Source organism: Vreelandella stevensii S18214 (assembly GCF_000275725.1).
GTDB lineage: Bacteria > Pseudomonadota > Gammaproteobacteria > Pseudomonadales > Halomonadaceae > Vreelandella > Vreelandella stevensii.
On sequence record NZ_AJTS01000021.1, the window covers coordinates 18,436 to 40,171 of the forward strand.

A 21,736-nucleotide genomic window follows, 5' to 3' on the forward strand; every position below is an offset into this window, starting at 1 on the left:
CCATGGATGTCAGGCGATACTCTCTCCTGCCAGCATGAACCAGGTTTCGAGAACCGCGTCCGGGTTCAGCGATACCGAGTCGATCCCTTGCTCCATGAGCCACTTGGCGAGGTCCGGGTGATCCGAAGGCCCCTGGCCGCAAATCCCCACGTACTTGCCTTGCGCCTTGCACGCCTGAATGGCCATGGCCAGCAGCTTTTTGACCGCTGGGTTACGCTCATCGAACAGGTGGGCCACGATGCCCGAGTCGCGATCCAGCCCCAGGGTCAATTGCGTCAGATCGTTGGAGCCAATCGAGAAACCGTCGAAATACTCGAGAAACTCATCGGCCAGCAGCGCATTGGCAGGCAGCTCGCACATCATGATGATCTTGAGGCCGTCAGGGTCGCTGCTACCGCCGCGCTTCAGGCCGTTGGCGGCCAAGAGCTCGACCACTTCCCGGGCCTCATCGGGGGTACGCACGAAAGGCACCATGATCTCGACGTTGGTGAAGCCCATCTCTTCACGCACGCGCTTCAGCGCCCGACACTCCAGCTCGAAACAGGGGCGGAAGGCGTCGGAAATATAGCGAGAAGCGCCACGGAAGCCCAGCATGGGGTTCTCTTCACCCGGCTCGTACAGCTTGCCGCCAATCAGGTTCTCGTATTCGTTGGATTTGAAATCCGAGAGGCGGACGATCACCCGCTGCGGATGAAACGCCGCCGCCAGGGTGGAAATCCCCTCCACCAGCTTGTCCACGTAGAAACTGACCGGGTCGGCGTACCCTGCCGTACGCAGGTCGATCACCTGCTGAAGGTCAACCGGCAGCGTTTGATAATCCAGCAGCGCCTTGGGGTGCACGCCAATCATGCGGTTGATGATGAACTCCAGGCGCGCCAGCCCCACGCCCGCGTGGGGAAGGCTGGCAAAGCCAAAGGCACGGTCCGGGTTGCCCACGTTCATCATGATCTTGAAAGGAATCTCCGGCATGGCATCGACGCTGGAGACGTTGCAATCGAAGGCCAGCAGGCCTTCATACACATGGCCGGTATCACCCTCGGCACAGGAGACCGTCACGTCGCTGCCTTCCTGCAGCTGCGTGGTGGCATCTCCACAGCCCACCACCGCGGGTATGCCCAGCTCACGGGCAATGATCGCCGCATGACAGGTACGCCCGCCTCGGTTGGTGACGATGGCCGATGCCCGCTTCATGATCGGCTCCCAGTCGGGGTCGGTCATGTCGGTAACCAGGATGTCACCCTCCTGGATCTTGTCCATCTCGTCGGGGCTGAGCACGATCTTGACCGCACCACGGCCAATGCGTTGTCCGATGGCCCGGCCAGTGATCAGCGTGCGGCCCTTCTCGCGCAGTTGGAAGCGCTCCAGCTTGCCGCCCTCCTGCTGGGAAACGACGGTCTCAGGACGCGCCTGCACGATGTACAGCTGGCCGTCATCGCCATCCAGAGCCCACTCGATATCCATGGGCCGCTGGTAATGCTGCTCGATGGTGACCGCCTGACGGGCGAGGTCCATGATCTGCTCGTCGTCGATACAAAACCGCCCGCGATCCTTGTAAGGCACGTCAACGGTTTCCACGGAACGACCTGCGCTGGCATCCTTGCCGTACACCATCTTGATCAGCTTCGACCCCAGGGTACGACGCAGCACGGCGGGGCGCCCAGCGGCCAGCGTGGGCTTGTGCACATAGAACTCGTCAGGGTTGACCGCGCCTTGCACCACGGTCTCGCCCAACCCCCAGGAAGCGGTGACGAACACCGCGTCCCGGTAGCCGGACTCGGTATCCAGGGTAAACATGACCCCAGACGCACCGGTTTCGGAGCGCACCATTTTCTGCACCCCGGCGGACAGGGCGACGTTTTCGTGGGCATAGCCCCGATGGACGCGGTAGGAAATAGCACGATCATTGAACAGCGAAGCAAAGACTTCGTGGACCGCGTGCTTGATGTTGGCCAGGCCTTCGATATTGAGGAAGGTTTCCTGCTGACCGGCAAACGATGCATCCGGCAGGTCTTCCGCCGTGGCGGAGCTGCGTACCGCGACCTTCAGGCCGGGGTGTTTCGCCTGCAGCTGCTGATACGCCTGCTCCAGTGCTGCTTCGAAGGCGGGCGGCAAAGGCGTCTCGATGATCCACTGGCGAATACGCTTGCCAGCCTCGGCCAGCGCCTTGACGTCGTCGACGTCCAGCCGTGCCAGGGTGTCGTTGATACGGTCGTTGAGGCCTTCGTGGGAGAGAAACTCGCGATATGCATGGGCCGTAGTGGCGAAACCGCCGGGCACCGTGACACCCACACCGGCCAGGTTGGAGATCATTTCGCCAAGCGAGGCGTTCTTACCACCCACGCGTTCGACGTCCGCCATACCCAGCTGATCGAACCACAGAATGTACTCTTCCACGCAACCCCCTCACTCAGACATTGATGCAACCGTTGGGACGACACCCATTCACGCTGTCACCCTAGCATCGCGGCCCCCTATTCGCCATTGGTCTAACAGCGCAGGGAGTGGAGGATTTTTACAACAACGGCCGGAAACACGGCGTTTATGTAGTCAGGCAGGATGCCGACCTGTTTTCGCGAGCACAATTGCGAGGCCAATCGCAAGTACCCTGCACACGCAAACCCTGCTCACGAAAACCCTGTACTCGAAAACCCTGCACTCGAAAACGTTGTACTGCCATGGCGCACGGCACACAATGAGCGTTCGTAAATCAGTTGGATGAGGGTGGCGGACAGACTATGAAACGAACAGCCTTTTTTATTTCCGATGGCACGGGGATCACGGCAGAAAGCCTGGGGCGCAGCCTGTTGGCGCAGTTCAGCGACGTGGACATCAACATGATCACCAAGCCCTATATCGATACGTTGGAAAAGGCTCAGGCCGTCGCCGAGATCATCGAGTCCACCGCGATGCGCGACGGTGTTCGCCCCATCATCATCGACACCATCGTCGACCAGCAGATCCGCAACGTCATCCGCCAGGCCTCCGGCTTCAAGGTCGATATCTTCTCGACGTTTCTGGAACCGCTGGAGCAGGAGCTGGGCACGCACTCTTCCTACAGCGTCGGGCGCACCCACTCCATAGGCAGCGACGATGTCTACATGGATCGTATCCACTCGGTGCATTTCGCACTGGATAACGATGACGGCGCCCGCACCCATCAATACGACAAGGCCGACATCATTCTGGTAGGGGTATCCCGCTGCGGTAAAACGCCGACGTCCTTGTACCTGGCACTTCAATTCGGCATTCGCGCGGCCAACTATCCGCTGACCGAGGACGACCTGGATGAAGATGGTCACTTGAAGCTGCCGAAAGCGCTGGCACCGCACCGGCACAAGCTGTTCGGCCTGACCATCGATGCCCGCCGACTAGCGGCCATTCGCAACGAGCGTCGTCCCAACAGCCGCTACAGCTCCATGGACCAGTGTCTGCAGGAAGTCGAGCAGGCCGAATCGCTCTACCGCAGCATGAACATTCCTTTCATCGACACCACGCGCTTCTCCGTGGAAGAGATCTCCACCCGCATGATTGCCGAAACCGGCCTGGCAAGACGCTTCTCGCCTCGCTAGGCCAGTGCCTTACATGCCCTTGGGTGCAAATATCCCCGGGGCATTTCGCCAGTAGCCCTTGTAGTCCATACCGAAACCAAAGACGTAGCGGTCAGCGACTTCCAGGCTGCAGTAGTCGGCCTTGAGACCGGGCACTGCCTTGCGGTCGTGCTGCTTGTCCACCAGTACGGCGGTGGTCACGCTGGCGGCCTGGGCCTCCTTGCAGTACGCCAGGATGGCCGCCAGGGTGGCGCCTTCATCGAGAATATCGTCGACGATCACCACATGCCGACCCGCCATGGGAATTTCCGGCGAGACCCGCCAGAACAGCTCGCCGCCGCGCAGTTCATTGCGGTAGCGGGTCGCGTGCAGGTAGTCCACTTCCAGGGGAAAGCCCAGCCGCGTCAGCAGATGACCGGTGGTGATCAAACCACCGTTCATGACGCAGTAGAAGACCGGCAACTTATCGCCCAGGTCGCGGGTGATCTCTTCCGCCATGCGGTCAAGGGCACGTTCGACCTGCTCCTGTGAAATCAAACAGTCGGCGTTGTCCATCAACTCGCGCATGGAGTCCAGCGACTCCAGCGCCTCTTTATCCAATTTGGACATCGAGCCTCTCCAAAACAGTCTATGGGTCAATTAGCTGGCGTCAGCCACCAGCGCTTCCAGCCTGGCGTGGGTCTTGCGCCAACGGCCCAGCGCAGCCAGTGCTTCCAGCTGCGGCCGCGCCCGGCCATAACGCAGCTTGGCGGGTCGCTTGTTGAATACGTCATGACAGGCCTGCACCACTTCCAGCGCCGCCTCACGGTCGTTGCAGATCAGCAGCATGTCGCAGCCCGCCGTCAGGGCAGCCCTGGCGCGCTCGGCGGGGCCACCCGCTTCATGGGCGCCGGCCATGCTCAGGTCATCCGAGAAGATGCACCCTTTGAAGCCCAGCGACTCACGCAGCATGCCTAGCCAGCTGGGGGAAAAACCAGCCGGGCGAGAATCGAAGGCAGAGTAGACGATATGGGCGGGCATGACGCCGTTGAGCAGCGTGGCAAGCTGACTGAAGGGCACCAGGTCGCGCTCCTTGATGGCCGAGAGCGGACGTTCATCCACCGGCAGTGCGGTGTGCGAATCAGCCCCCACGCCGCCATGACCGGGAAAGTGCTTACCCACGGCCGCCATTCCCGCTTCGTGCAACCCGTGCACGAAGGCCTGCCCCAGCAAGGCAACGTGCTGTGGGTCTCGGCTGAAGCTGCGGTCACCAATCACGCTGGAAATTCCGCTGTCCACATCCAGCACGGGGGCAAAGCTGATGTCCAGGCCGCAGGCGGCCATCTCCATGCCCAGCAGCCAACCGGCATCCTTGGCCAGCGTCAGCCCCACTGCCTGGTCATCGGCGAAGACATCGCCAATGCGTGCCATCGGCGGCATGCGCGTCACGCCTTGCCGGATACGCTGAACCCGCCCACCTTCCTGATCGATGGCCAACAGCAGGTCACCCCGCACCCCGCGGATGCTGTCGCACAGTTCGCGCACTTGGGTGGCGCTTTCCACATTACGGGCAAACAGAATGACACCGCCGACCGCAGGATTCTTCAGCAGGCGCTTGTCTTCCTTGCTCAGAGTCTGGCCTTCCAGGTCGAGCATGACCGGGCCTAAGGGTTGAGTCATCGTACTGGATCCAGGAAAAAGGGCGTCATTCTAGACCACCCGTGTGAGCTTTCAAAATGAGCAACACCATGTCACTTCAATGCAGCCATACCGGCGTGCCAGGCGGCGCCTGCTGAAACAGCCAGAGCAGGTCGGCATTGCGCAGTCGCACGCAGCCATGGGAAACGGCAACGCCCATGGGCTGGTCAGGGGGAGTACCATGCAGGTAGATGTAGCGACGCTGGGAATCGACACGGCCACCGCGATTGATACCGCGCTCCAGGCCACACAGCCACAGTATGCGGGTCAAGATCCAGTCGCGCTCGGGGAAGTCGGCTGCCAAACCGGCAGAGTAGATTTCTCCGGTCCAGCGACGACCACGAAAGACCGCATCCTCAGGCAGCCCATCGCCAATGGCTGCCCGCACGTAGTGCCAGCCCAGTGGCGTACGGCCACTGCCTTCTTCTTGCCCCACACCGGCCTTGCCCGTGGAAACGGCGCATTCGTGCTTTAGCTCACTCCCCTGCCACCAGCGCAGGCGTTGGGCCTGGGTGTCGATTTCCATCCAGCCACCTTCAACGGGCGGCAGGTCAGCCAATCTGGGCGTTTGCATGAAGCTTCTCATCCACGGTTGCTGCAGGCAACGGCATTGGCGCGCTCATGGCGGCCACCACGACGGGACGCAGACGCCGGATCAAGTCGCGCACCGTTACCTGCTCCTGATAATCCTTGGCAGCAATATCACGCAGCGCATCCAGCCCCGACAGCGTAAAGATCACCGTGCCCAGCATGAAGTGTAGCCGCCAGAAGCGCTCTGCATCCGGCAGCTCGGGGGTCGCCCGGCGCACCAGCTCGGTGAAGCGCGTAAAAACATCGCCATACTGCTGCTGGATGTAGCGCCGCAAGTGCCCTTGCGCCTGGCTGTAGGCCAGCCCCAGCAGCCGCATGAACACTTTCAGGCTGTGGCGCTCGGCAGGCACGGTCAGTACCGTGGTGGCCATGGTTTCCAGCAGCACTTCCAGCGGAATGGGCTGGCCTTCATAGCGCGCTTCCAGCTCATCCAGGGCGGTGTGGAAGCGCTCGGAGAACGGGTCCAGGTAGCGGGCAAACACCGCCTGTATCAGCGCTTTCTTCGACCCGAAGTGATAATTAACGGCGGCAAGGTTGACCCGCGCCTTGCTGGTGATATTGCGCAGTGACGTCTCGGCAAAACCCCGCTCTGCAAAGAGCACTTCTGCCGTATCCAAAATACGTGTGACCGTATCCGACTGGGCCATAGCGCCCTCCCAAAACAGGTGTTTAAAACATGGCGGTTGCGTTGGCGAATAGTATGCCATTCTCCCTGATGGCTCAAACGATAATCCCCTGTGTACCGCAGGTTGCGCTACCTGAGACGTATTGCAACTCATCATGTACTGGACAGAGCAACATACTGTATACTTAAACACATATTGATTTTACGGACATGTAGCGACTGTCTTTTCACTGTTAGGAGTCTGATATGTCACGCCCACTCACTGCACGCCAGCAGCATGTATATGATTTTATCGTGAAGACCATGGGCGAGCTTGGCTACCCCCCTACCCGCGCCGAAATCGCCAAGGCGTTGGGCTTTCGCTCACCCAACGCCGCCGAAGAGCATCTGCGCGCCCTGGAGCGCAAAGGCGCCATCCGCATCATCCGCAATACGTCCCGGGGCATACGCCTGCCCAACCAGGAGCCGCTCGACAACACGCCCCCGGCAGCCGAGCCCACCAGCGCCGCCAACGATGCCACGCCCAACGGGCTGCCGGTGATTGGTGAAGTCGCGGCAGGCAGCCCCATTCTGGCAGCGGAGCATATCGACCGTTACTGCCCGCTGCCGGCAGAGTACTTCACCCCCAAGGCCGACTACCTGCTGCGGGTACGCGGCCTGTCGATGAAAGACGTGGGTATCCTGGAAGGCGACTTGCTGGCCGTGCATCGTACCGACCGCGTGCGTGACGGTCAGATCGTCGTCGCGCGCCTGGAAGACGAGGTCACGGTCAAGCGTTTTAAACGCCAGGGGCATCACGTCACGCTGCTCGCCGAGAACGAAGACTTCGCCCCCATCGAAATCGACCTGAGAACTCAACAGCTGGATATCGAAGGCGTCGGGGTAGGCGTCATCCGAGGCGGCAACGGCCAGGCACTGGGCTAGACCGCCACCCACCTACTGCATATCGATATAGCGATGGTCGTTGAACGTGGCGACCCAGTGCGGGTGGTAGACCAGCAAGATACTCAGCAGCATGCCGGTGATGAAGGCTTCCGAGGGCATCAGCAAGGGTAGAAAGCGGGCATACTCCTGAGCCAGATAGATCGCTTCAGGGTCGGTGCCCGCCACCAGAATCAGCCCGACGGCCGCCAGCCCACCCCCTAGCGTCGCCAGCGCAGCACCGAAAAAACCGCAGGCAAACAGAAACACCATCAGGTTGTCCGGCAAGCGGCGATCCACGATACGCCATACCACCCCCGTGATCACGGCAGGCACCAGCCCCGTCACCAGCACGTTGGCCCCCAACAGTTCCCAGGCATTGCGCCCGATCAGCACCATCGCCACGTTGAGCAGCAGGTTGCTGATCAAGGCCAGGGGCACCTTGAACACCAGCGTCATCAACACCGTAAACACCAGATGCAGAGTCAACCAATCGACCGCCTGAGCCCGCAGCTGCCACATCAGCATCACGGCCAGCGTCGCGGCCATCCAGCGATGCTGCAAACCGGTATCTTCCAGCAGCGGCTGCCAGGGGCGCTGCCACAGCACCCACCCCAGAGCACATGCCGACACCAGCCAGGTAGCCAGCAGTGCCCAAGTGGCCAGCACGCTTTGTGCAAAGGACATGGCGCCCCTCCCCGGTGGGCGAGTTAGCTGAACACGACGGTCTTGTTACCGTGAATCAATACGCGGTCTTCCAGATGCCAGCGCAGGCCGCGGGCCAGCACGGCTTTTTCCACGTCACGGCCAAAGCGCACCAAATCGGTGGGTGTATGGCAGTGGCTGACCCGGTGAATATCCTGCTCGATGATGGGGCCAGCATCCAGCTCTTCGGTCACGTAGTGGCAAGTGGCACCGATCAGCTTGACACCCCGCTCATAGGCCTGGTGATAGGGCTTTGCCCCCGCAAAGGAAGGCAGGAAACTGTGATGAATATTGATGACGCGTCCGGCATAACGCTCGCACAGTGAAGGCGGCAGAATCTGCATGTACCGCGCCAGCACGACACAGTCAGCCCGGGCAGCATCGATCTGTGCCTGCACCTGCTCGAAAGCCGCCTGCTTGTTGGCCGGGTCCACCGGTACATGATGATAGGGAATGCCATACCACTCGGTGAGCGAGCGCATGTCGTCATGATTGGAGATGACGCCCACGATATCGCAATCCAGCTCGCCAGCCTGCCAGCGATACAGCAGGTCCACCAGGCAGTGGGATTCCCGGGAAACCATCAACACCACGCGGCGGCGCTTCTGGGTGTCTACCAGCGACCACTGCATGTCGAATTCGTCGGCGACGGGCTCGAATGCGGTGCGCAGCGCCTCGGCCGACATGCCCAGTGAATCGGCGAGAATTTCATAACGCATGAAAAAGCGCCCTGTTTCCAGATCGGAGTGCTGGCTGGCCTCGGTGATCGAGCCGCCCTGTTGGGCAATGAAGCTGGAAACACGCGCCACAATACCCACCTGATCCGGGCACGACACAACTAAACGGTAATAATGAGACATCAATGAACACTCTTGCGTATGTAACGGCACGTTCGCTGGGTAGGCGCCTGCTCGCGGGCAAGCCTCACCAGGCGCATTAGTGTAACGCAAGCGCCACGGCTAAGCACCGTGGTGCAGTGCCACGATGATTGTTACGTGCCCCTCCCTTCCCGTATAGTTAAGGGACTATATTTCCAGGCTTTTCATGACTGATGCATCCACCACGCGTTCAACTTCGTCCCCGTCGCCGCCCGCCCCTGCACCTGCTTCCGCTAGGTGGATGCGGTGAAATTGGAATGAATCTTACGCTGTATGGATACGACGATAAGTGGATCGCCGTCGATTGCGGCATGATGATCCGTCAGGATCTGCCCAACTCGCCGCTGCAGGTACCCAACACCGACACCCTACAAACCCTCGGTATCACGCCTGCCGCACTGTTCATCACCCATGGTCATGAAGACCACATCGGCGCCGTGGCCTGGCTATGGCCGCGTTGGGGCTGCCCTATTTTTGCCACCCCGTTGGCCGCAGGCCTGCTGCGACATAAATTTGCCGAACACCAGCTGAGCAGCGCTGCCATCGAAATCATCGAACCCGGCGATGCGGTGGAGCGCGGTCCCTTCACCCTGCGCTACCTGAGTGTCACTCACTCCATTCCTGAAAGCTGCGCCATCATGATGCAGGCGGGCGACTATCGAGTACTGCATACGGGAGACTGGAAACTGGACCCGGAGCCGCTCATCGGCGCCCCGGTGAATGCCGCTCATTTTCGTGCGCTGGCCCCTTTGGACCTGGTGGTGGGCGACTCCACCAACGCCCCCATGCCTGGCCAGTCAGCCAGCGAAGGCGACGTCGCCAAAGCACTGGCCACGACCCTCGAGCAGTGCAAGGGCCGCGTGGTGGTATCGTGCTTTGCCAGCAACCTGGCGCGGGTACTGGCCATCGGGCGCGCCGCTCATGCTTGTGGGCGGCGGGTCAGCTTGATGGGCCGCTCCATGGAGCGCATGGTGAGCGTGGCCAGAGGGCTGGGCTATCTGGACGACTTCCCGCCGCTGGTCCCGTCCCACGACCTTGGATACCTGCCTCCCGAAGAAGTGGTGATCATCGCCACCGGCAGCCAGGGCGAGCCACGCGCTGCCCTTCAACGGCTGGCGCAGCGTCGTCACCCCTTTGTCGACCTGGAGCCAGGCGATAGCGTGATTTTTTCTGCCAAGGCCATCCCGGGCAATGAGCGCCCCATCGAACAGCTTAAAAAACGTTTGTTACAGCTGGGTGTCGCGCTATTCGATGAAAACAATCACCCCGAGCTCCATGCCACGGGACACCCAGCCCGGGAGGAGCTGAAAAAGCTCTATCAATGGGTGCGCCCCAAGGCCCTGCTACCCGTGCATGGTGAAGCGCGTCATCAGCAGGCTCATCAGGCACTCGCCGAGCAGCTAGGTATCAGTGCCCCCCTTACGCCCGTCAATGGGGACCTGATCCTGCTGGACAATCAGGGCCTGCGCCTGGAAACGCGCCATCCACAGCCGCCCTGCATCGTCGATCAAAACAGCGTAAGGCCCCACCCTGGCCTCGAACATCAGTCGTCTGGTCCACGGCGCGGCAGCCTGTTTCTGGCGCTACCGGTCACCGCCACCGAGACCGGCTGGTGGCGCATCGGGCGGATGATGCTGGATACCACGGGGGCCAGCCCACTGGACGAAGAGAGCTTCAGCGACTGGCTGGACGAGCAGCTGGAAGAGATCGAAGCGGAAACGCTGGCAGACTTGCGCCACGCCCTGCAGCCGCGCCTGATGCACTGGCTGGCCAACCACTTGCAACACATGCCGGAGGTGCATCTCCAGATCATGGCCGCCGACATGCCCACCGAAGAGGAACTGGACCGACAGTAGTCCCTTTCCAGGTCAGCAGGCTGAAGAGCAGCTCACGACCAGCGCTCGGCATCCTGGTGATCGGTCTTGCGCTCCTTGACCCAATAAGTCCCTTGGCGCGCGCGCTCCTTTTTCCAGAACGGCGCCTGGGTCTTGAGATAGTCCATGATGAAGTCACAGGCCAGGAAGGCATCCCGGCGATGCGCACTGGCGACCAGCACGCGAACGATAGGGTCACCTAGCGCCAAATCTCCCACCCGATGAATGATGCGCACCGCCTGGAGCGACCAGCGTTGCCAGGCCTGCTCGGCGATCTCCATCAGGCTGCGCTCGGTCATTCCGGGGTAATGCTCCAGCGTCAAGCCCAGTACATCGGGCGACTCGTTGAAGTCGCGCACCAGCCCGGTAAAGCTGACCACCGCGCCGATATCCGTGCGACCCCGCAGCGCCTGCTCGTAGCCATGCGCCATGGAGAAGCTGTCCTCGGTGACCTCGACCACGAGCGCTTTATGCGGATGCTCAAGCAGCGCCATGGCTTAGCCTCCCGTGACCGGTGGGAAGAACGCCACTTCGTCATCGTCGGTAATGCGCGAACTGTCGCTGGCCATGACCTGGTTGATGGCACATAACGTACGCTGATCGGACAACAGCGCATAGCGCGCATCCTGAGCGCTGAGCGCCGCCTTCAGGCCCGCGACGTTGCGGCTCGGCAAACGATCCAGATCCACCGACACATCGCTTTCCCCGACCCGCTCGCGCAGCTCGGCCAGAAACTTGACCCGCACGCAGGGAGATGAGCAACGCTCCCCAAGGCTTACTTCCCCCGATGCCCCTTCGCCGGTCACGATGGGCGCGGGCATCAGGCGCTGGTAATCTCCCCGGCTACCCCCCTGCTTGCTCTCCAACTGCACGGCTTCGATACGCATCTCTTTATCGACGGCCTTGCACATGTCATACAGCGTCAGGCAGGCCACGGACACGGCCGTCAGGGCCTCCATCTCTACCCCCGTCCGGCCATTCAGGCGGCACAGCGCCGTAACGTTGACCCAACCGTTGTCGTGGTCGACCTCGAAGTCCACCGACACCTTGGAAAGCGCCAAGGCGTGGCACAGCGGTATCAGCTCATGGGTACGCTTGGCCGCTTGAATACCGGCGATGCGCGCCGTGGCCAGCACATCACCCTTGGGCAAGGCACCGTCCGTCAGCAGCTGAAGCGTCTGAGCGCTCATCACGATTCGTCCAGAGGCGACGGCCTCTCGGCGTGTCTCAGCCTTGTCGCCAACATCGACCATGTTGGCTTCGCCTTGGGCATTGAGGTGGGTTAACTGCATCGTGTCACCTTTTGCTATCAATCAGAGAGTGGCGCTGCTCGGCAGCCCAGTCGAATACCCAGCGGGCAATACCATCGATGTCGTCGAGGTTCAGCTGCATCACACCCTCACGCAACGGCACAGGCGCCCCGCCGCTCAGCGCCACGCCCACTCCATGCGGGTCATCGAGGATGTGCGCATCGCCAATGCCCTCTCGGTAGAGCACCAGCTTGGCGATGGGCCAGGCCTTGAAACCTTCGACGATGACCAGGTCTGGCGCATGCGGTGCCATGAGCGAAAGCAGATACGCCAGATCCGGCTCTTCCCCAGTCGGCATATCCATCATCAGCGCCAGACGGCGACTCGATGCCACCAGCATCGGGGCCGCTCCGGCCTTGCGTAGCTGGTAGCTATCCTTGCCGGGCTGGTCCACCTCGAACTGATGATGGGCATGCTTGATCACCGCCACCGAGAGGCCAAGCGCCCGCAGCCGGGGCAGCAGCTGTTCGAGTAGCGTGGTCTTTCCCGTCCCGCTCCAGGCGGCAACACCGAGTACCGGAAATGCACAGCGCAGTGGTTCACTCATGTCATACCTCGTCAACTGAGCGACTATTCGCCCTCTTTCTCCGCAGGCAACAGCCAGTTTAACGCAATGCCCACCAGGGCCGCCAAACTTACCCCCTGCAGGGTGAACTGACCACCCCCGAACTGCATACCGCCAATACCAAAGACCAGAATCAGCGACACCACCACCAGATTACGCGCCGCCGTCAGCGACTGCCCTGCGCGCACCAGGGTATTCATGCCCACCACGGCAATCGAGCCAAACAGCAGAGTCATGATGCCGCCCATCACCGGACCGGGAATGGTTTGCAGCAAGGCACCCAGCTTGCCGACGAATGCCAGCACGATGGCCAGCACGGCGGCAATCACCATGTATTTCGGATTGAACGCCTTGGTCAGTGTCACCGCGCCGGTCACTTCGGAATAAGTGGTATTGGGCGGACCACCGAACAGCGCCGCCGTGGTGGTGGCCAGGCCGTCACCCAGCAGCGTGCGATGCAGGCCGGGTTTTTCCAGGTAGTTCTTGCGGGTCACCGAACCAATCGCCACCATGTCGCCGATATGCTCGACGGCAGGCGCGATGGCCACCGGAATCATGAACAGAATTGCGGCCCAGTGAAAGCTGGGAGCCGTAAAGTTGGGCACCGACAGCCAGGCCGCTTCCCTGACCGGGGTAAAGTCGACCACTCCCATCAGCAGGGCCAGTAGGTAGCCCACTGCAATGCCGCCCATGATGGGCACCAGCCGCAGCAGGCCGCGCCCGAACACGGCCAGCACCAGGGTCACCATCAGGCTGGCCATGGAGAGAAAGATCGCCGCACCGTAGCCAATGTTGTCACTGGTCTCACCGGTGGCCATGCTAACCGCCACCGGCGCCAGGGCAAGACCAATCACCATGATGACCGGCCCCACCACCACCGGTGGCAACAGGCGGTGCAGCCAGGCCGTGCCTTTCAGCCGCACGGCCTGTGAAATGGCCACGTATACCAACCCGGCGGCCATCAGCCCGCCCATGGTGGCAGAGACTCCAAAGCTGGCAATCGACCCCTGAATAGGCGCAATGAAGGCAAAGGAAGAAGCCAAAAAGACCGGCACCGTCTGACGCGTGACACCATGAAAGACGAGGGTGCCCACCCCAGCGGTAAACAAGGCTACGCTGGGGTCCAGACCCGTCAGCAGCGGCACCAGCACCAAGGCACCAAACGCGACGAACAGCATTTGTCCGCCGGTCAGCAGTAGTTTAGGCCACGACTCTTGTGCAGTATTGGTTGTCATTGCACTACTCCAGGAAGGTCTATCGATAATAACGGAGGCAAAAAAATGCCCCCAACGCGGCGCGTAAGGGGCTGTATGTTACGGAGCGCTTAACGCGTTCCGAAAATCTTGTCGCCGGCATCTCCCAGGCCGGGGACGATGTAGCCATTCTCATCGAGTCGATCATCTACCGACGCGGTGTAGATTTCTACATCAGGATACGCATCCTGCACCCGTTTGATCCCTTCAGGGGCAGCCACCAGCACGATCACTTTCATGTGTTCACAACCGCGCTCACGCAGCATGTCCAGTGTCGCCACCATGGACCCACCGGTTGCCAGCATGGGGTCGATGACGATCGCCATGCGCTCTTCGATATCGTTGGCAAACTTGGCGAAGTACGGCACCGGCTGCAGCGTTTCCTCATCACGGTAAAGGCCTACAACGCTCACCCTGGCACTGGGAATGAGATCGGTCACGCCTTCCAGCATGCCCAGACCCGCTCGCAGAATGGGCACGATGGTGACTTTTTTACCCTTGAGACGCTGTGTCGCGATGGGTTCACCGTTCCACCCCTGGATCTCGTGATCTTCGAGCTCCAGGCCCTTGGTCGCTTCGTAGGTCAACAGCTTGGCCACTTCACCTGCCAGCTCACGAAAACTTTTCGTGCTCAGGTCGACTTCACGCATGAGTCCCAGTTTATGCTGAACAAGCGGATGATTAATGGCGTAAACACTCATGGGACTACCTCACTGCAGGGGATTCGGGATGGCGGCCTTGATCGCATTGAACACGCGCTCAAAATTGCGCGCCATTCTACCCGCAACTGACCATCAGGTTAAGGCTTTTCCGGCAATTGCCACGTAATCGGCGTGCGCCCCTGCTGCTGGAGGAACTGATTTGCCTTGGAAAAGTGGTGATTCCCAAAGAACCCCCGATGCGCCGAGAGCGGCGAAGGGTGCGGCGACTCCAGTACCAAATGGCGATGGGTATCGATCAGCGCTTTCTTCTGGCGGGCATGGCTGCCCCAGAGCAGAAATACACAGGGCTCGCCGTGCTGGCTGACGGTTTCGATGGCCCGGTCGGTGAACACCTCCCAGCCCTTGCCCCGGTGTGACGCCGCATTGCCCTGCTCCACGGTCAGCGCAGTGTTCAGTAACAACACGCCCTGTTTGGCCCAGGGCTCCAGGAAGCCATGGCGCACCGGCGTAAAGCCTACGTCCGCTGCCAACTCTTTATAGATGTTGACCAGCGACGGCGGCACCGGCACGCCCGGCTGCACCGAGAAACACAGGCCATGCGCCTGGTTGGGGCCGTGGTACGGGTCCTGGCCGAGAATGACCACCTTGACCGACGCCAGCGGGGTCAGCTCAAACGCACGAAACCAGTGGGACGAATGAGGATATATGACCTTTCTGGCCGCTTTTTCCTGAGCCAGAAAAGCTTTCAAGGCCGACATGTAGTCGGCCTCGAACTCTTGCCCCAGCCACTGTTGCCAGTCATTGGGTAGCGGAGTCGGCATGTTACTTCTTCATCTGGTCGGCGAGAGGCTCGACATAGGCAATGCCCATGTCCCAGGGGAACTGAATCCAGCACTGCTGTGCCACTTCGGTCAGGTACTGATCCACCAGTGGGCGACCTTCGGGCTTGGCGTAGATGGTCACGAAATGTGCCTTGGGCAGCATTTCACGCACCGCACGCGCCGTCTTGCCAGTGTCGACCAGGTCATCTACCAGCAGCCAGCCTTCGCCGTCGTGGTCGACGCCCTTCATGATATCCAGGCCGCCCTGGTTCATGTGGTCGTAGCTCTTGATGCAGATCGTGTCGATCAAGCGGATATTGAGCTCACGGGCAATCAGCGCCGCAGGAATCAATCCGCCTCGGGTAATCGCCACGATCCCCTTGAAGTCACGCTCGATCAGCAGATGACACAGCTGACGAACGTCACGATGAATCTGATCCCAGGAGACGGTGAAGTGTTGGTGGTAGCGTTCGCTGCTCATGGGGCGTTACTCGTCTTCATTAAAGGAACAGACCGCGAATACGCTGTAGCCCGCATCGCGAATTTTGGTAGAACCACCCAGCTCTGGCAGGTCGATGATCGTTGCCGTCTCGACGACCTGGCCGCCGCTACGCTGAATGAGATTGGCCGCTGCCAGCATGGTGCCACCGGTCGCGATCAGATCGTCCATCAAGAGAATACGGTCATTCTGCTGGAAAGCGTCGGCGTGCAGCTCGACTTCCGAATGACCATACTCCAGCGTATAGGTTTCGCTGATCGTCTTGAAAGGCAGCTTGCCCTTCTTGCGCACCGGTACGAAGCTGCAGCCCAACTCATAGGCCAGCGGGGCGCCGATGATGAAGCCACGAGCGTCAATCGCCGCGATGGCATCCAGGTTCATCTCCTGGTAGCGGTGCACGAAGCTATCGATCAGCTTGCGAAAGGCAGCGCTGTTTTGCAGCAGTGGCGTGATGTCACGGAAGTTCACCCCCTGCTCAGGCCAGTCAGGAACCGTGCGAATAACGGACTTAATGTAATCGCCGTAGATGCTCATCGCGTCTCTCATTGATTAGTCAAAATGCGGGCAGTTAGCCCAGGAACAGGAATTTTGCTGCAAACAGCAGCGCCAGCACCACCACTGCCGGGTTCAGATCGCTAAACCGGCCGGACAGAGTCTTGATGGCAACGTAGCTGATGAAGCCCAGGGCAATACCCTCGGCAATCGAGAAGGTCAGCGGCATGGCCAATGCAGCGATCAGTACCGGCGCGGCATCCGTGGGATCTTCCCAATTGGCATGCGCCAGGCTACCCGCCATCAGCACCGCTACGTACAGCAGCGCGCCCGCCGTGGCGTAGGCCGGAATGGAGCCCGCCAGTGGTGCAAAGAACAGGCTGATCAAGAACAGCACGCCCACGACTACCGCCGTCAGGCCGGTACGGCCACCCGAAGCAATACCCGCTGTCGACTCGATGTAACTGGTGGTGGTGGAAGTACCCAGCGCAGCACCGGCCATGGACGCCGTGCTATCGGCCATCATGGCACGGCCAATGCGCGGCAGCTTGCCGTCCTTGTCCAGCAGCTTGCCACGGTGCGCCACGCCCACCAGCGTACCCGAGGTATCGAACAGGTCGACGAACAGGAACGCAAAAATCACGCTCAGCATGGCCACGTCCAGCGCGCCCATCAGATCCATGGCCATGAAGGTCGGGGCGATGGAAGGCGGCATGGACATGATGCCACCGTACTGATTGTGGCCCAGCACCATGGCGGTGACGGTCACACCCAGAATACCGATCATCACCGCACCGGTCACGCGCAGGTAGGCCAGCGCGGTAATCACGAAAAAGCCCAACAAGGCGTAAATGGCCGGCGGCTGAGACAGGTCGCCCAGCGCCACGTAAGTCGCCGGATTGGACACCACGATGCCGGCATTTTTCAGGGCAATCATCGCCAGGAACAGGCCGATACCCGCCGCAATCCCCAATCGCAGCGACAGCGGGATCGAGTTGATGATCCACTCGCGCACCTTGAAAATGCTCAGCAAAAAGAAGGTCAAGCCCGAGAAGAACACCGCCCCCAGCGCGGCTTCCCAGGTGTAGCCCATTCCCAGCACCACGCCGTAGGTAAAGAAGGCGTTCAGGCCCATTCCGGGTGCCTGGGCAATGGGGTAGTTGGCCCAGAAGCCCATCACGAAACAGCCAATGGCCGCCGCCAGACACGTCGCCACGAACACGGCACCGTAATCCATGCCGGCTTCCGAAAGGATGCTCGGGTTGACGAAGATGATGTAGGCCATCGTAAGGAACGTGGTGACCCCTGCAATCACCTCGGTTTTTACGTTGGTCTTCTGCTCGGCGAGCTTGAAGTAGTTGTCCAGAAATTTCATATCGTTTTTATCCTTCGCGCTTACGCTGGATGCGTCCCTTGGTGCGAGAAAAGCCGCACATACTACCGAAAGGCACTACGCGATGCGAGTACCCCCTGTGCAGCGAATGAAAGGGCGATAGCGCCCCTGTCTTATGATTAGCAAACTTCAGGCCATAAGCTAACCGATTGGTCAACATAGGCCGATAATTTTCTACAGACGACTCGCCAACACCCGCTCCACGGTCTCCACGATGACCTGGGTTTGCGGGTCGATCTCGATATTGACCCAGTCCCCAACCAGTCGCTCCTTGAGCATGGTGCGCGACAGGGTTTCGGGGATCAGATTGACGCTGAACTCCACCCCCTCCCCCGTGCTGGCCGGTCGCACATCACCGACGGTCAGGCTGATACCATCTACGCCAATGTAGCCCTTCTCGAACACGAAACGGGCCATCGAGGGGGGCAGCAAGAACCACAACCGTCGATTATTGGGGGCTTCCTCGATGGCCACGACCCTGGCCATACAGATGACGTGCCCGGACATGGAGTGCCCGCCAATTTCATCACCAAAACGGGCTGCACGCTCTATATTGACGCATTGCCCCACCTCGATTGCACCAAGATTAGTCAATCGCAGCGTTTCACGCATCAAATCGAAGCTGACCTTCTCACCTTCGATGCGAGTAACGGTCAAACAGACCCCGTTATGTGACACCGACGCACCAATTTCCAGCCCCTCACGCAGCTCTTCGGGCAGCGCCACCACATGGGTACGAAACGCCTCCAGCTCCAGCACTTCGACGACTTCGGCGATACCTTGCACAATACCGGTGAACATGGACTTTCCCTCTGTTGATTCGCCAGCGAACTGGCTCAAGCTGTAAAAATTACCGCAAGCTTACACCCTATGCCCCAACCTTGTGCAGTGCAGGCCCGGCAAGTGCTTGAACAGCGTGTTTTTTGCTGTCCAACGCAGCCTGAAAAGGCCAAATTCAGAATTAAAAACTAAAAACAAGCCCTAAAAAAGCGTAAAACTCTGTATAAGCACGCTTAAACATGAAATAGACCGTATTTAATTGACAATTCACCTACCACTCTTTAGACTTTCGCCGCAAATGTAATGACGCCGATTTGTACCCAGATTGCGGGCGTCCACGCGGTTCCTGTAACCACGTGAAGTGCAGCTAAAAGGGTGTGTCCAGCGTTGATGGCCACCCGCAAGGGTGGCCTTTTTTTGTTACCCTCCCTACGCTCGCCTCCCCCGCACTCCGTCTTCGGCCTAACATTAAGGCAGACGCTATGATTGAACTTAGCAACGTAAGTAAAACCTACGGCAGCGGCCCCAGCGCCGTTCACGCCCTTCAGGATGTCAATTTAACGATACCCAAGGGCAGCATTCACGGCGTCATCGGCCTATCCGGCGCAGGTAAATCGACCCTGATCCGCTGCGTCAACCTGCTGGAGCGCCCCACCAGCGGCAAGGTACAGGTCGACGGCCAGGAAATGACCCAGCTGAGCCGCCGGGACCTGAATCAGGCACGCCATCGTATCGGCATGATCTTTCAGCACTTCAACCTGCTCACCACGCGCACTGTCTTCGATAACGTGGCGCTGCCGCTGGAACTGATGGGCGAGAAGCGCAGCGCCATCAAGAACCGCGTCTTGCCACTGCTCGACATGGTCGGCCTGGCCGACAAGGCCAGGCAGTACCCCGCGCAACTCTCAGGTGGTCAGAAGCAGCGCGTGGCCATTGCCCGGGCGCTGGCCAGCAAGCCCAACGTACTGCTCTGCGACGAGGCCACGTCGGCTCTGGACCCGCAAACCACCAGCTCCATTCTGGAACTGCTGCGCGACATCAATCAGCAGTTGGGCATCACCATTCTGCTGATCACTCATGAGATGGAAGTGGTCAAATCGATCTGCCATCGCGTCAGTCTGATTTCCGGCGGGCGACTGGTAGAAAACGCCGAAGTCGGCGATTTCTTTACCGCACCAGCCACCCAGCTAGGTCGCGAGTTCCTCAACGACTTCCTGCAGCTGAGCCCGCCCAAGGAGCTGCTGGCGCGCTTGCAAGCGCAGCCCGGCGAGCAGACCCACCCGGTGGTGCGGCTGACCTTCTCGGGCGATGCGGTCTCCACGCCGCTGATTTCACGCCTGGCGCGGGAGTGCAGCGTGGATGTCAGCATTCTGCAGGCCAAGGTCGAGTCGATTCAGGAGCGCACGCTGGGCTTGATGATCGCCGAGCTGCTGGGCACTCCGGCACAGACCGAGCAAGCCATGTCTTATCTGGAATCGCATCAACTACAGGTGGAGGTACTGGGTCATGTCCAGCGCAATGTTTGATCTCGTGTTACAGGCGACGCTGGACACCCTTTACATGGTGGCCGTGTCCGGCGTCATCGCCACGCTGCTGGGCCTGCCGCTGGGGGTGCTGCTGTACGTCACGCGGCCTCGGCAGATTCTGGCCATGCCGGTACTCAACCAGGCACTGGGCATCATCACCAACGTAGGCCGTTCGATTCCGTTCATCATTCTGATGGTCGCCATCATTCCTTTCACGCGAATGCTGGTCGGCACCTCCATCGGCATCAACGCGGCATCGGTCCCTTTGACCATCGCGGCCATCCCCTTCGTCGCCCGCTTGATCGAAGGCGCGCTCAACGAAATTTCGCCCGGCCTGATCGAGTCCGCCCAGTCGATGGGCGCCACGCCCTGGCAAATCATCACCAAGGTACTGATCCCTGAAGCACGCGGCGGCATCATCACCGGCCTCACCATCACCGTGGTGACTCTGGTGAGCTACTCGGCCATGGCAGGCGCCGTTGGCGGCGGCGGCCTTGGCGATCTGGGCATTCGCTATGGCTACAACCGCTTCAACCCGACCATCATGCTGATCACCGTGGTGATTCTGGTGGTCATGGTGCAAGGTTTCCAAAGCCTGGGCGACTATCTGGTTCGCAAAAGCGATCGCAAGTAGGCCACCGACGGCTCAGCGAAATGACATAGCTTTTAGCTTTGATCAGCATAGCCACATATAGCGAAAACGAATTAGACTTGCGTTTCTTATTACCGCATCATTGCAACACGACTCATCACAACACTGGAGCAACGCCATGCAAAAACTCGTTATTGGCAGCTTGACCGCCCTGGCACTGGCCATCAACGTCGCCAACGCCGACACGCGCACCATCAAGATAGGCACGGTCGCAGGCCCGGAAACCGAAGTCATGGAAGTCGCGGCGCGCATTGCCAAGGAAGAGTTCGACCTGAACGTCGAAATCATCGAGTTTACCGACTACGTGACGCCCAACGCGGCACTGGCCGATGGCAGCCTGGATGCCAACGCTTACCAGCACGAGCCCTACATGCAAGCCATGATCAATGACCGTGGCTACGACTTCGCCATCGCTGGCTACACCTTCGTGTACCCCATCGGTGCTTACTCGGAAAAGTACAGCAGCATCGACGAGCTGCCGGATGGCGCTCAGATCGCCCTGCCGAACGACCCTTCCAATGAAGGTCGCGCCCTGATCCTGATGCACAACGAAGGCCTGATCACGCTGAACGATCCGACCTTCCTGGAAGCCACCCCCATCGATATCACCGAGAACCCGCGTGGTTTCCGCTTCCGCGAAATCGAAGCCGCACAGCTGCCCCGCGTGCTGCCCGACGTGGACATGGCCTTCATCAACAACACTTTTGCTCAGCCCGCTGGCCTCAGCCTGGATGACGCACTGATCAAGGAAGGTCCCGAGTCCCCCTACGTCAACCTGATTGCCGTACGTGGCGGTGACGAAGAGCGCGAAGATATTCGCCAGCTGGTAGACGCTTACCAGCGCGACGAAGTCATCGAGAAAGCCACCGAGCTGTTCAAGGGTGCCGCCGTACCTGGCTGGATCGAAGAATAACGCTACTGGCAGTACACGCTTTACCATCAGGCCAGCCGCGAGGCTGGCCTG

23 protein-coding genes are annotated in these 21,736 nt (G+C 60.2%); 6 read left to right on the plus strand and 17 right to left on the minus strand.

Translation table 11 applies throughout. The features are described from left to right. Positions 1-9: 9 nt before the first annotated feature. Positions 10-2,394 carry a phosphoenolpyruvate synthase gene (gene ppsA / locus HSS18214_RS0103885; protein WP_016913991.1) on the minus strand — a complete coding sequence of 795 codons (2,385 nt, stop codon included), beginning with the start codon at positions 2,392-2,394 and terminating at the stop codon, positions 10-12. 341 nt (positions 2,395-2,735) lie between these two features. Here ppsA and ppsR point away from each other — a divergent pair, with 341 nt between their 5' ends. Next, a complete protein-coding gene (ppsR, locus tag HSS18214_RS0103890; RefSeq protein WP_016913992.1) occupies positions 2,736-3,569 on the plus strand; it encodes a posphoenolpyruvate synthetase regulatory kinase/phosphorylase PpsR in 834 nt (277 codons plus the stop codon). Positions 3,570-3,578: 9 nt separating this feature from the next. Here the strand turns inward: ppsR and HSS18214_RS0103895 are convergent, their stop codons facing one another. The 4 genes from HSS18214_RS0103895 to HSS18214_RS0103910 all read right to left on the minus strand — a co-directional run bounded on the left by HSS18214_RS0103895 (position 3,579) and on the right by HSS18214_RS0103910 (position 6,463). Beyond that, positions 3,579-4,157 carry a hypoxanthine-guanine phosphoribosyltransferase gene (locus HSS18214_RS0103895; protein WP_016913993.1) on the minus strand — a complete coding sequence of 193 codons (579 nt, stop codon included), beginning with the start codon at positions 4,155-4,157 and terminating at the stop codon, positions 3,579-3,581. Between the two features lie 30 nt (positions 4,158-4,187). Then, a complete protein-coding gene (nagZ, locus tag HSS18214_RS0103900; RefSeq protein ID WP_016913994.1) occupies positions 4,188-5,207 on the minus strand; it encodes a beta-N-acetylhexosaminidase in 1,020 nt (339 codons plus the stop codon). Between the two features lie 76 nt (positions 5,208-5,283). Next, complete coding sequence (locus HSS18214_RS0103905) at positions 5,284-5,799, minus strand: L,D-transpeptidase (RefSeq protein ID WP_026001706.1); 516 nt, start codon at positions 5,797-5,799, stop codon at positions 5,284-5,286. Continuing rightward, positions 5,777-6,463 carry a TetR/AcrR family transcriptional regulator gene (locus HSS18214_RS0103910; protein ID WP_016913996.1) on the minus strand — a complete coding sequence of 229 codons (687 nt, stop codon included), beginning with the start codon at positions 6,461-6,463 and terminating at the stop codon, positions 5,777-5,779. Before HSS18214_RS0103910 ends, HSS18214_RS0103905 begins: the two co-directional genes overlap by 23 nt. A gap of 224 nt (positions 6,464-6,687) precedes the next feature. On the opposite strand from HSS18214_RS0103910, the gene lexA reads away from it, so the two are divergent. Next, the gene (lexA, locus tag HSS18214_RS0103915; RefSeq protein WP_016913997.1) at positions 6,688-7,365 is read left to right on the plus strand and encodes a transcriptional repressor LexA; all 678 of its coding nucleotides are present in this window, start codon (positions 6,688-6,690) and stop codon (positions 7,363-7,365) included. Positions 7,366-7,377: 12 nt separating this feature from the next. Here the strand turns inward: lexA and HSS18214_RS0103920 are convergent, their stop codons facing one another. Beyond that, positions 7,378-8,049: an energy-coupling factor ABC transporter permease gene (locus tag HSS18214_RS0103920; protein WP_016913998.1), complete on the minus strand. Its 672-nt coding sequence runs from the start codon at positions 8,047-8,049 to the stop codon at positions 7,378-7,380. 23 nt (positions 8,050-8,072) lie between these two features. Then, on the minus strand, positions 8,073-8,927 hold the full coding sequence (gene purU, locus HSS18214_RS0103925; protein WP_016913999.1) for a formyltetrahydrofolate deformylase: 855 nt from the start codon (positions 8,925-8,927) through the stop codon (positions 8,073-8,075). A 275-nt stretch (positions 8,928-9,202) separates the two neighbouring features. On the opposite strand from purU, the gene HSS18214_RS0103930 reads away from it, so the two are divergent. Continuing rightward, entirely contained in the window at positions 9,203-10,801 is a 1,599-nt protein-coding gene (locus HSS18214_RS0103930) for a ribonuclease J (protein WP_026001707.1), read from the plus strand. A gap of 32 nt (positions 10,802-10,833) precedes the next feature. Here HSS18214_RS0103930 and moaE read toward each other — a convergent pair whose 3' ends face one another. The 10 genes from moaE to HSS18214_RS0103980 all read right to left on the minus strand — a co-directional run bounded on the left by moaE (position 10,834) and on the right by HSS18214_RS0103980 (position 18,615). Continuing rightward, the gene (moaE, locus tag HSS18214_RS0103935) at positions 10,834-11,313 is read right to left on the minus strand and encodes a molybdopterin synthase catalytic subunit MoaE (protein ID WP_016914001.1); all 480 of its coding nucleotides are present in this window, start codon (positions 11,311-11,313) and stop codon (positions 10,834-10,836) included. A 3-nt stretch (positions 11,314-11,316) separates the two neighbouring features. Then, positions 11,317-12,111: a cyclic pyranopterin monophosphate synthase MoaC gene (gene moaC / locus HSS18214_RS0103940; RefSeq protein ID WP_016914002.1), complete on the minus strand. Its 795-nt coding sequence runs from the start codon at positions 12,109-12,111 to the stop codon at positions 11,317-11,319. 4 nt (positions 12,112-12,115) lie between these two features. Beyond that, positions 12,116-12,676, minus strand: coding sequence for a molybdopterin-guanine dinucleotide biosynthesis protein B (gene mobB, locus HSS18214_RS0103945; protein WP_016914003.1), 561 nt, complete (start codon positions 12,674-12,676; stop codon positions 12,116-12,118). Between the two features lie 23 nt (positions 12,677-12,699). Next, complete coding sequence (locus HSS18214_RS0103950) at positions 12,700-13,929, minus strand: uracil-xanthine permease family protein (RefSeq protein WP_026001708.1); 1,230 nt, start codon at positions 13,927-13,929, stop codon at positions 12,700-12,702. 89 nt (positions 13,930-14,018) lie between these two features. Beyond that, positions 14,019-14,648 carry a uracil phosphoribosyltransferase gene (upp, locus tag HSS18214_RS0103955; RefSeq protein WP_016914005.1) on the minus strand — a complete coding sequence of 210 codons (630 nt, stop codon included), beginning with the start codon at positions 14,646-14,648 and terminating at the stop codon, positions 14,019-14,021. A 98-nt stretch (positions 14,649-14,746) separates the two neighbouring features. After that, positions 14,747-15,430 (minus strand): uracil-DNA glycosylase, encoded by a 684-nt coding sequence (gene ung / locus HSS18214_RS0103960; RefSeq protein WP_016914006.1) that lies wholly within the window; start codon positions 15,428-15,430, stop codon positions 14,747-14,749. Position 15,431: 1 nt separating this feature from the next. Continuing rightward, positions 15,432-15,911 (minus strand): xanthine phosphoribosyltransferase, encoded by a 480-nt coding sequence (gene gpt, locus HSS18214_RS0103965; protein WP_016914007.1) that lies wholly within the window; start codon positions 15,909-15,911, stop codon positions 15,432-15,434. 6 nt (positions 15,912-15,917) lie between these two features. Continuing rightward, on the minus strand, positions 15,918-16,463 hold the full coding sequence (locus HSS18214_RS0103970; RefSeq protein ID WP_016914008.1) for an adenine phosphoribosyltransferase: 546 nt from the start codon (positions 16,461-16,463) through the stop codon (positions 15,918-15,920). A 34-nt stretch (positions 16,464-16,497) separates the two neighbouring features. Next, on the minus strand, positions 16,498-17,796 hold the full coding sequence (locus HSS18214_RS0103975) for an NCS2 family permease (RefSeq protein WP_016914009.1): 1,299 nt from the start codon (positions 17,794-17,796) through the stop codon (positions 16,498-16,500). A 192-nt stretch (positions 17,797-17,988) separates the two neighbouring features. After that, positions 17,989-18,615 carry a riboflavin synthase gene (locus HSS18214_RS0103980; RefSeq protein ID WP_016914010.1) on the minus strand — a complete coding sequence of 209 codons (627 nt, stop codon included), beginning with the start codon at positions 18,613-18,615 and terminating at the stop codon, positions 17,989-17,991. A gap of 461 nt (positions 18,616-19,076) precedes the next feature. Between HSS18214_RS0103980 and HSS18214_RS0103985 the strand changes: the two genes are divergently transcribed. The 3 genes from HSS18214_RS0103985 to HSS18214_RS0103995 all read left to right on the plus strand — a co-directional run bounded on the left by HSS18214_RS0103985 (position 19,077) and on the right by HSS18214_RS0103995 (position 21,685). Further along, positions 19,077-20,120, plus strand: coding sequence for a methionine ABC transporter ATP-binding protein (locus tag HSS18214_RS0103985; RefSeq protein ID WP_016914011.1), 1,044 nt, complete (start codon positions 19,077-19,079; stop codon positions 20,118-20,120). Continuing rightward, on the plus strand, positions 20,101-20,754 hold the full coding sequence (locus tag HSS18214_RS0103990; RefSeq protein WP_026001709.1) for a methionine ABC transporter permease: 654 nt from the start codon (positions 20,101-20,103) through the stop codon (positions 20,752-20,754). Before HSS18214_RS0103985 ends, HSS18214_RS0103990 begins: the two co-directional genes overlap by 20 nt. 136 nt (positions 20,755-20,890) lie before the next feature. After that, the gene (locus tag HSS18214_RS0103995; protein WP_016914013.1) at positions 20,891-21,685 is read left to right on the plus strand and encodes a MetQ/NlpA family ABC transporter substrate-binding protein; all 795 of its coding nucleotides are present in this window, start codon (positions 20,891-20,893) and stop codon (positions 21,683-21,685) included. Positions 21,686-21,736: the final 51 nt, after the last annotated feature.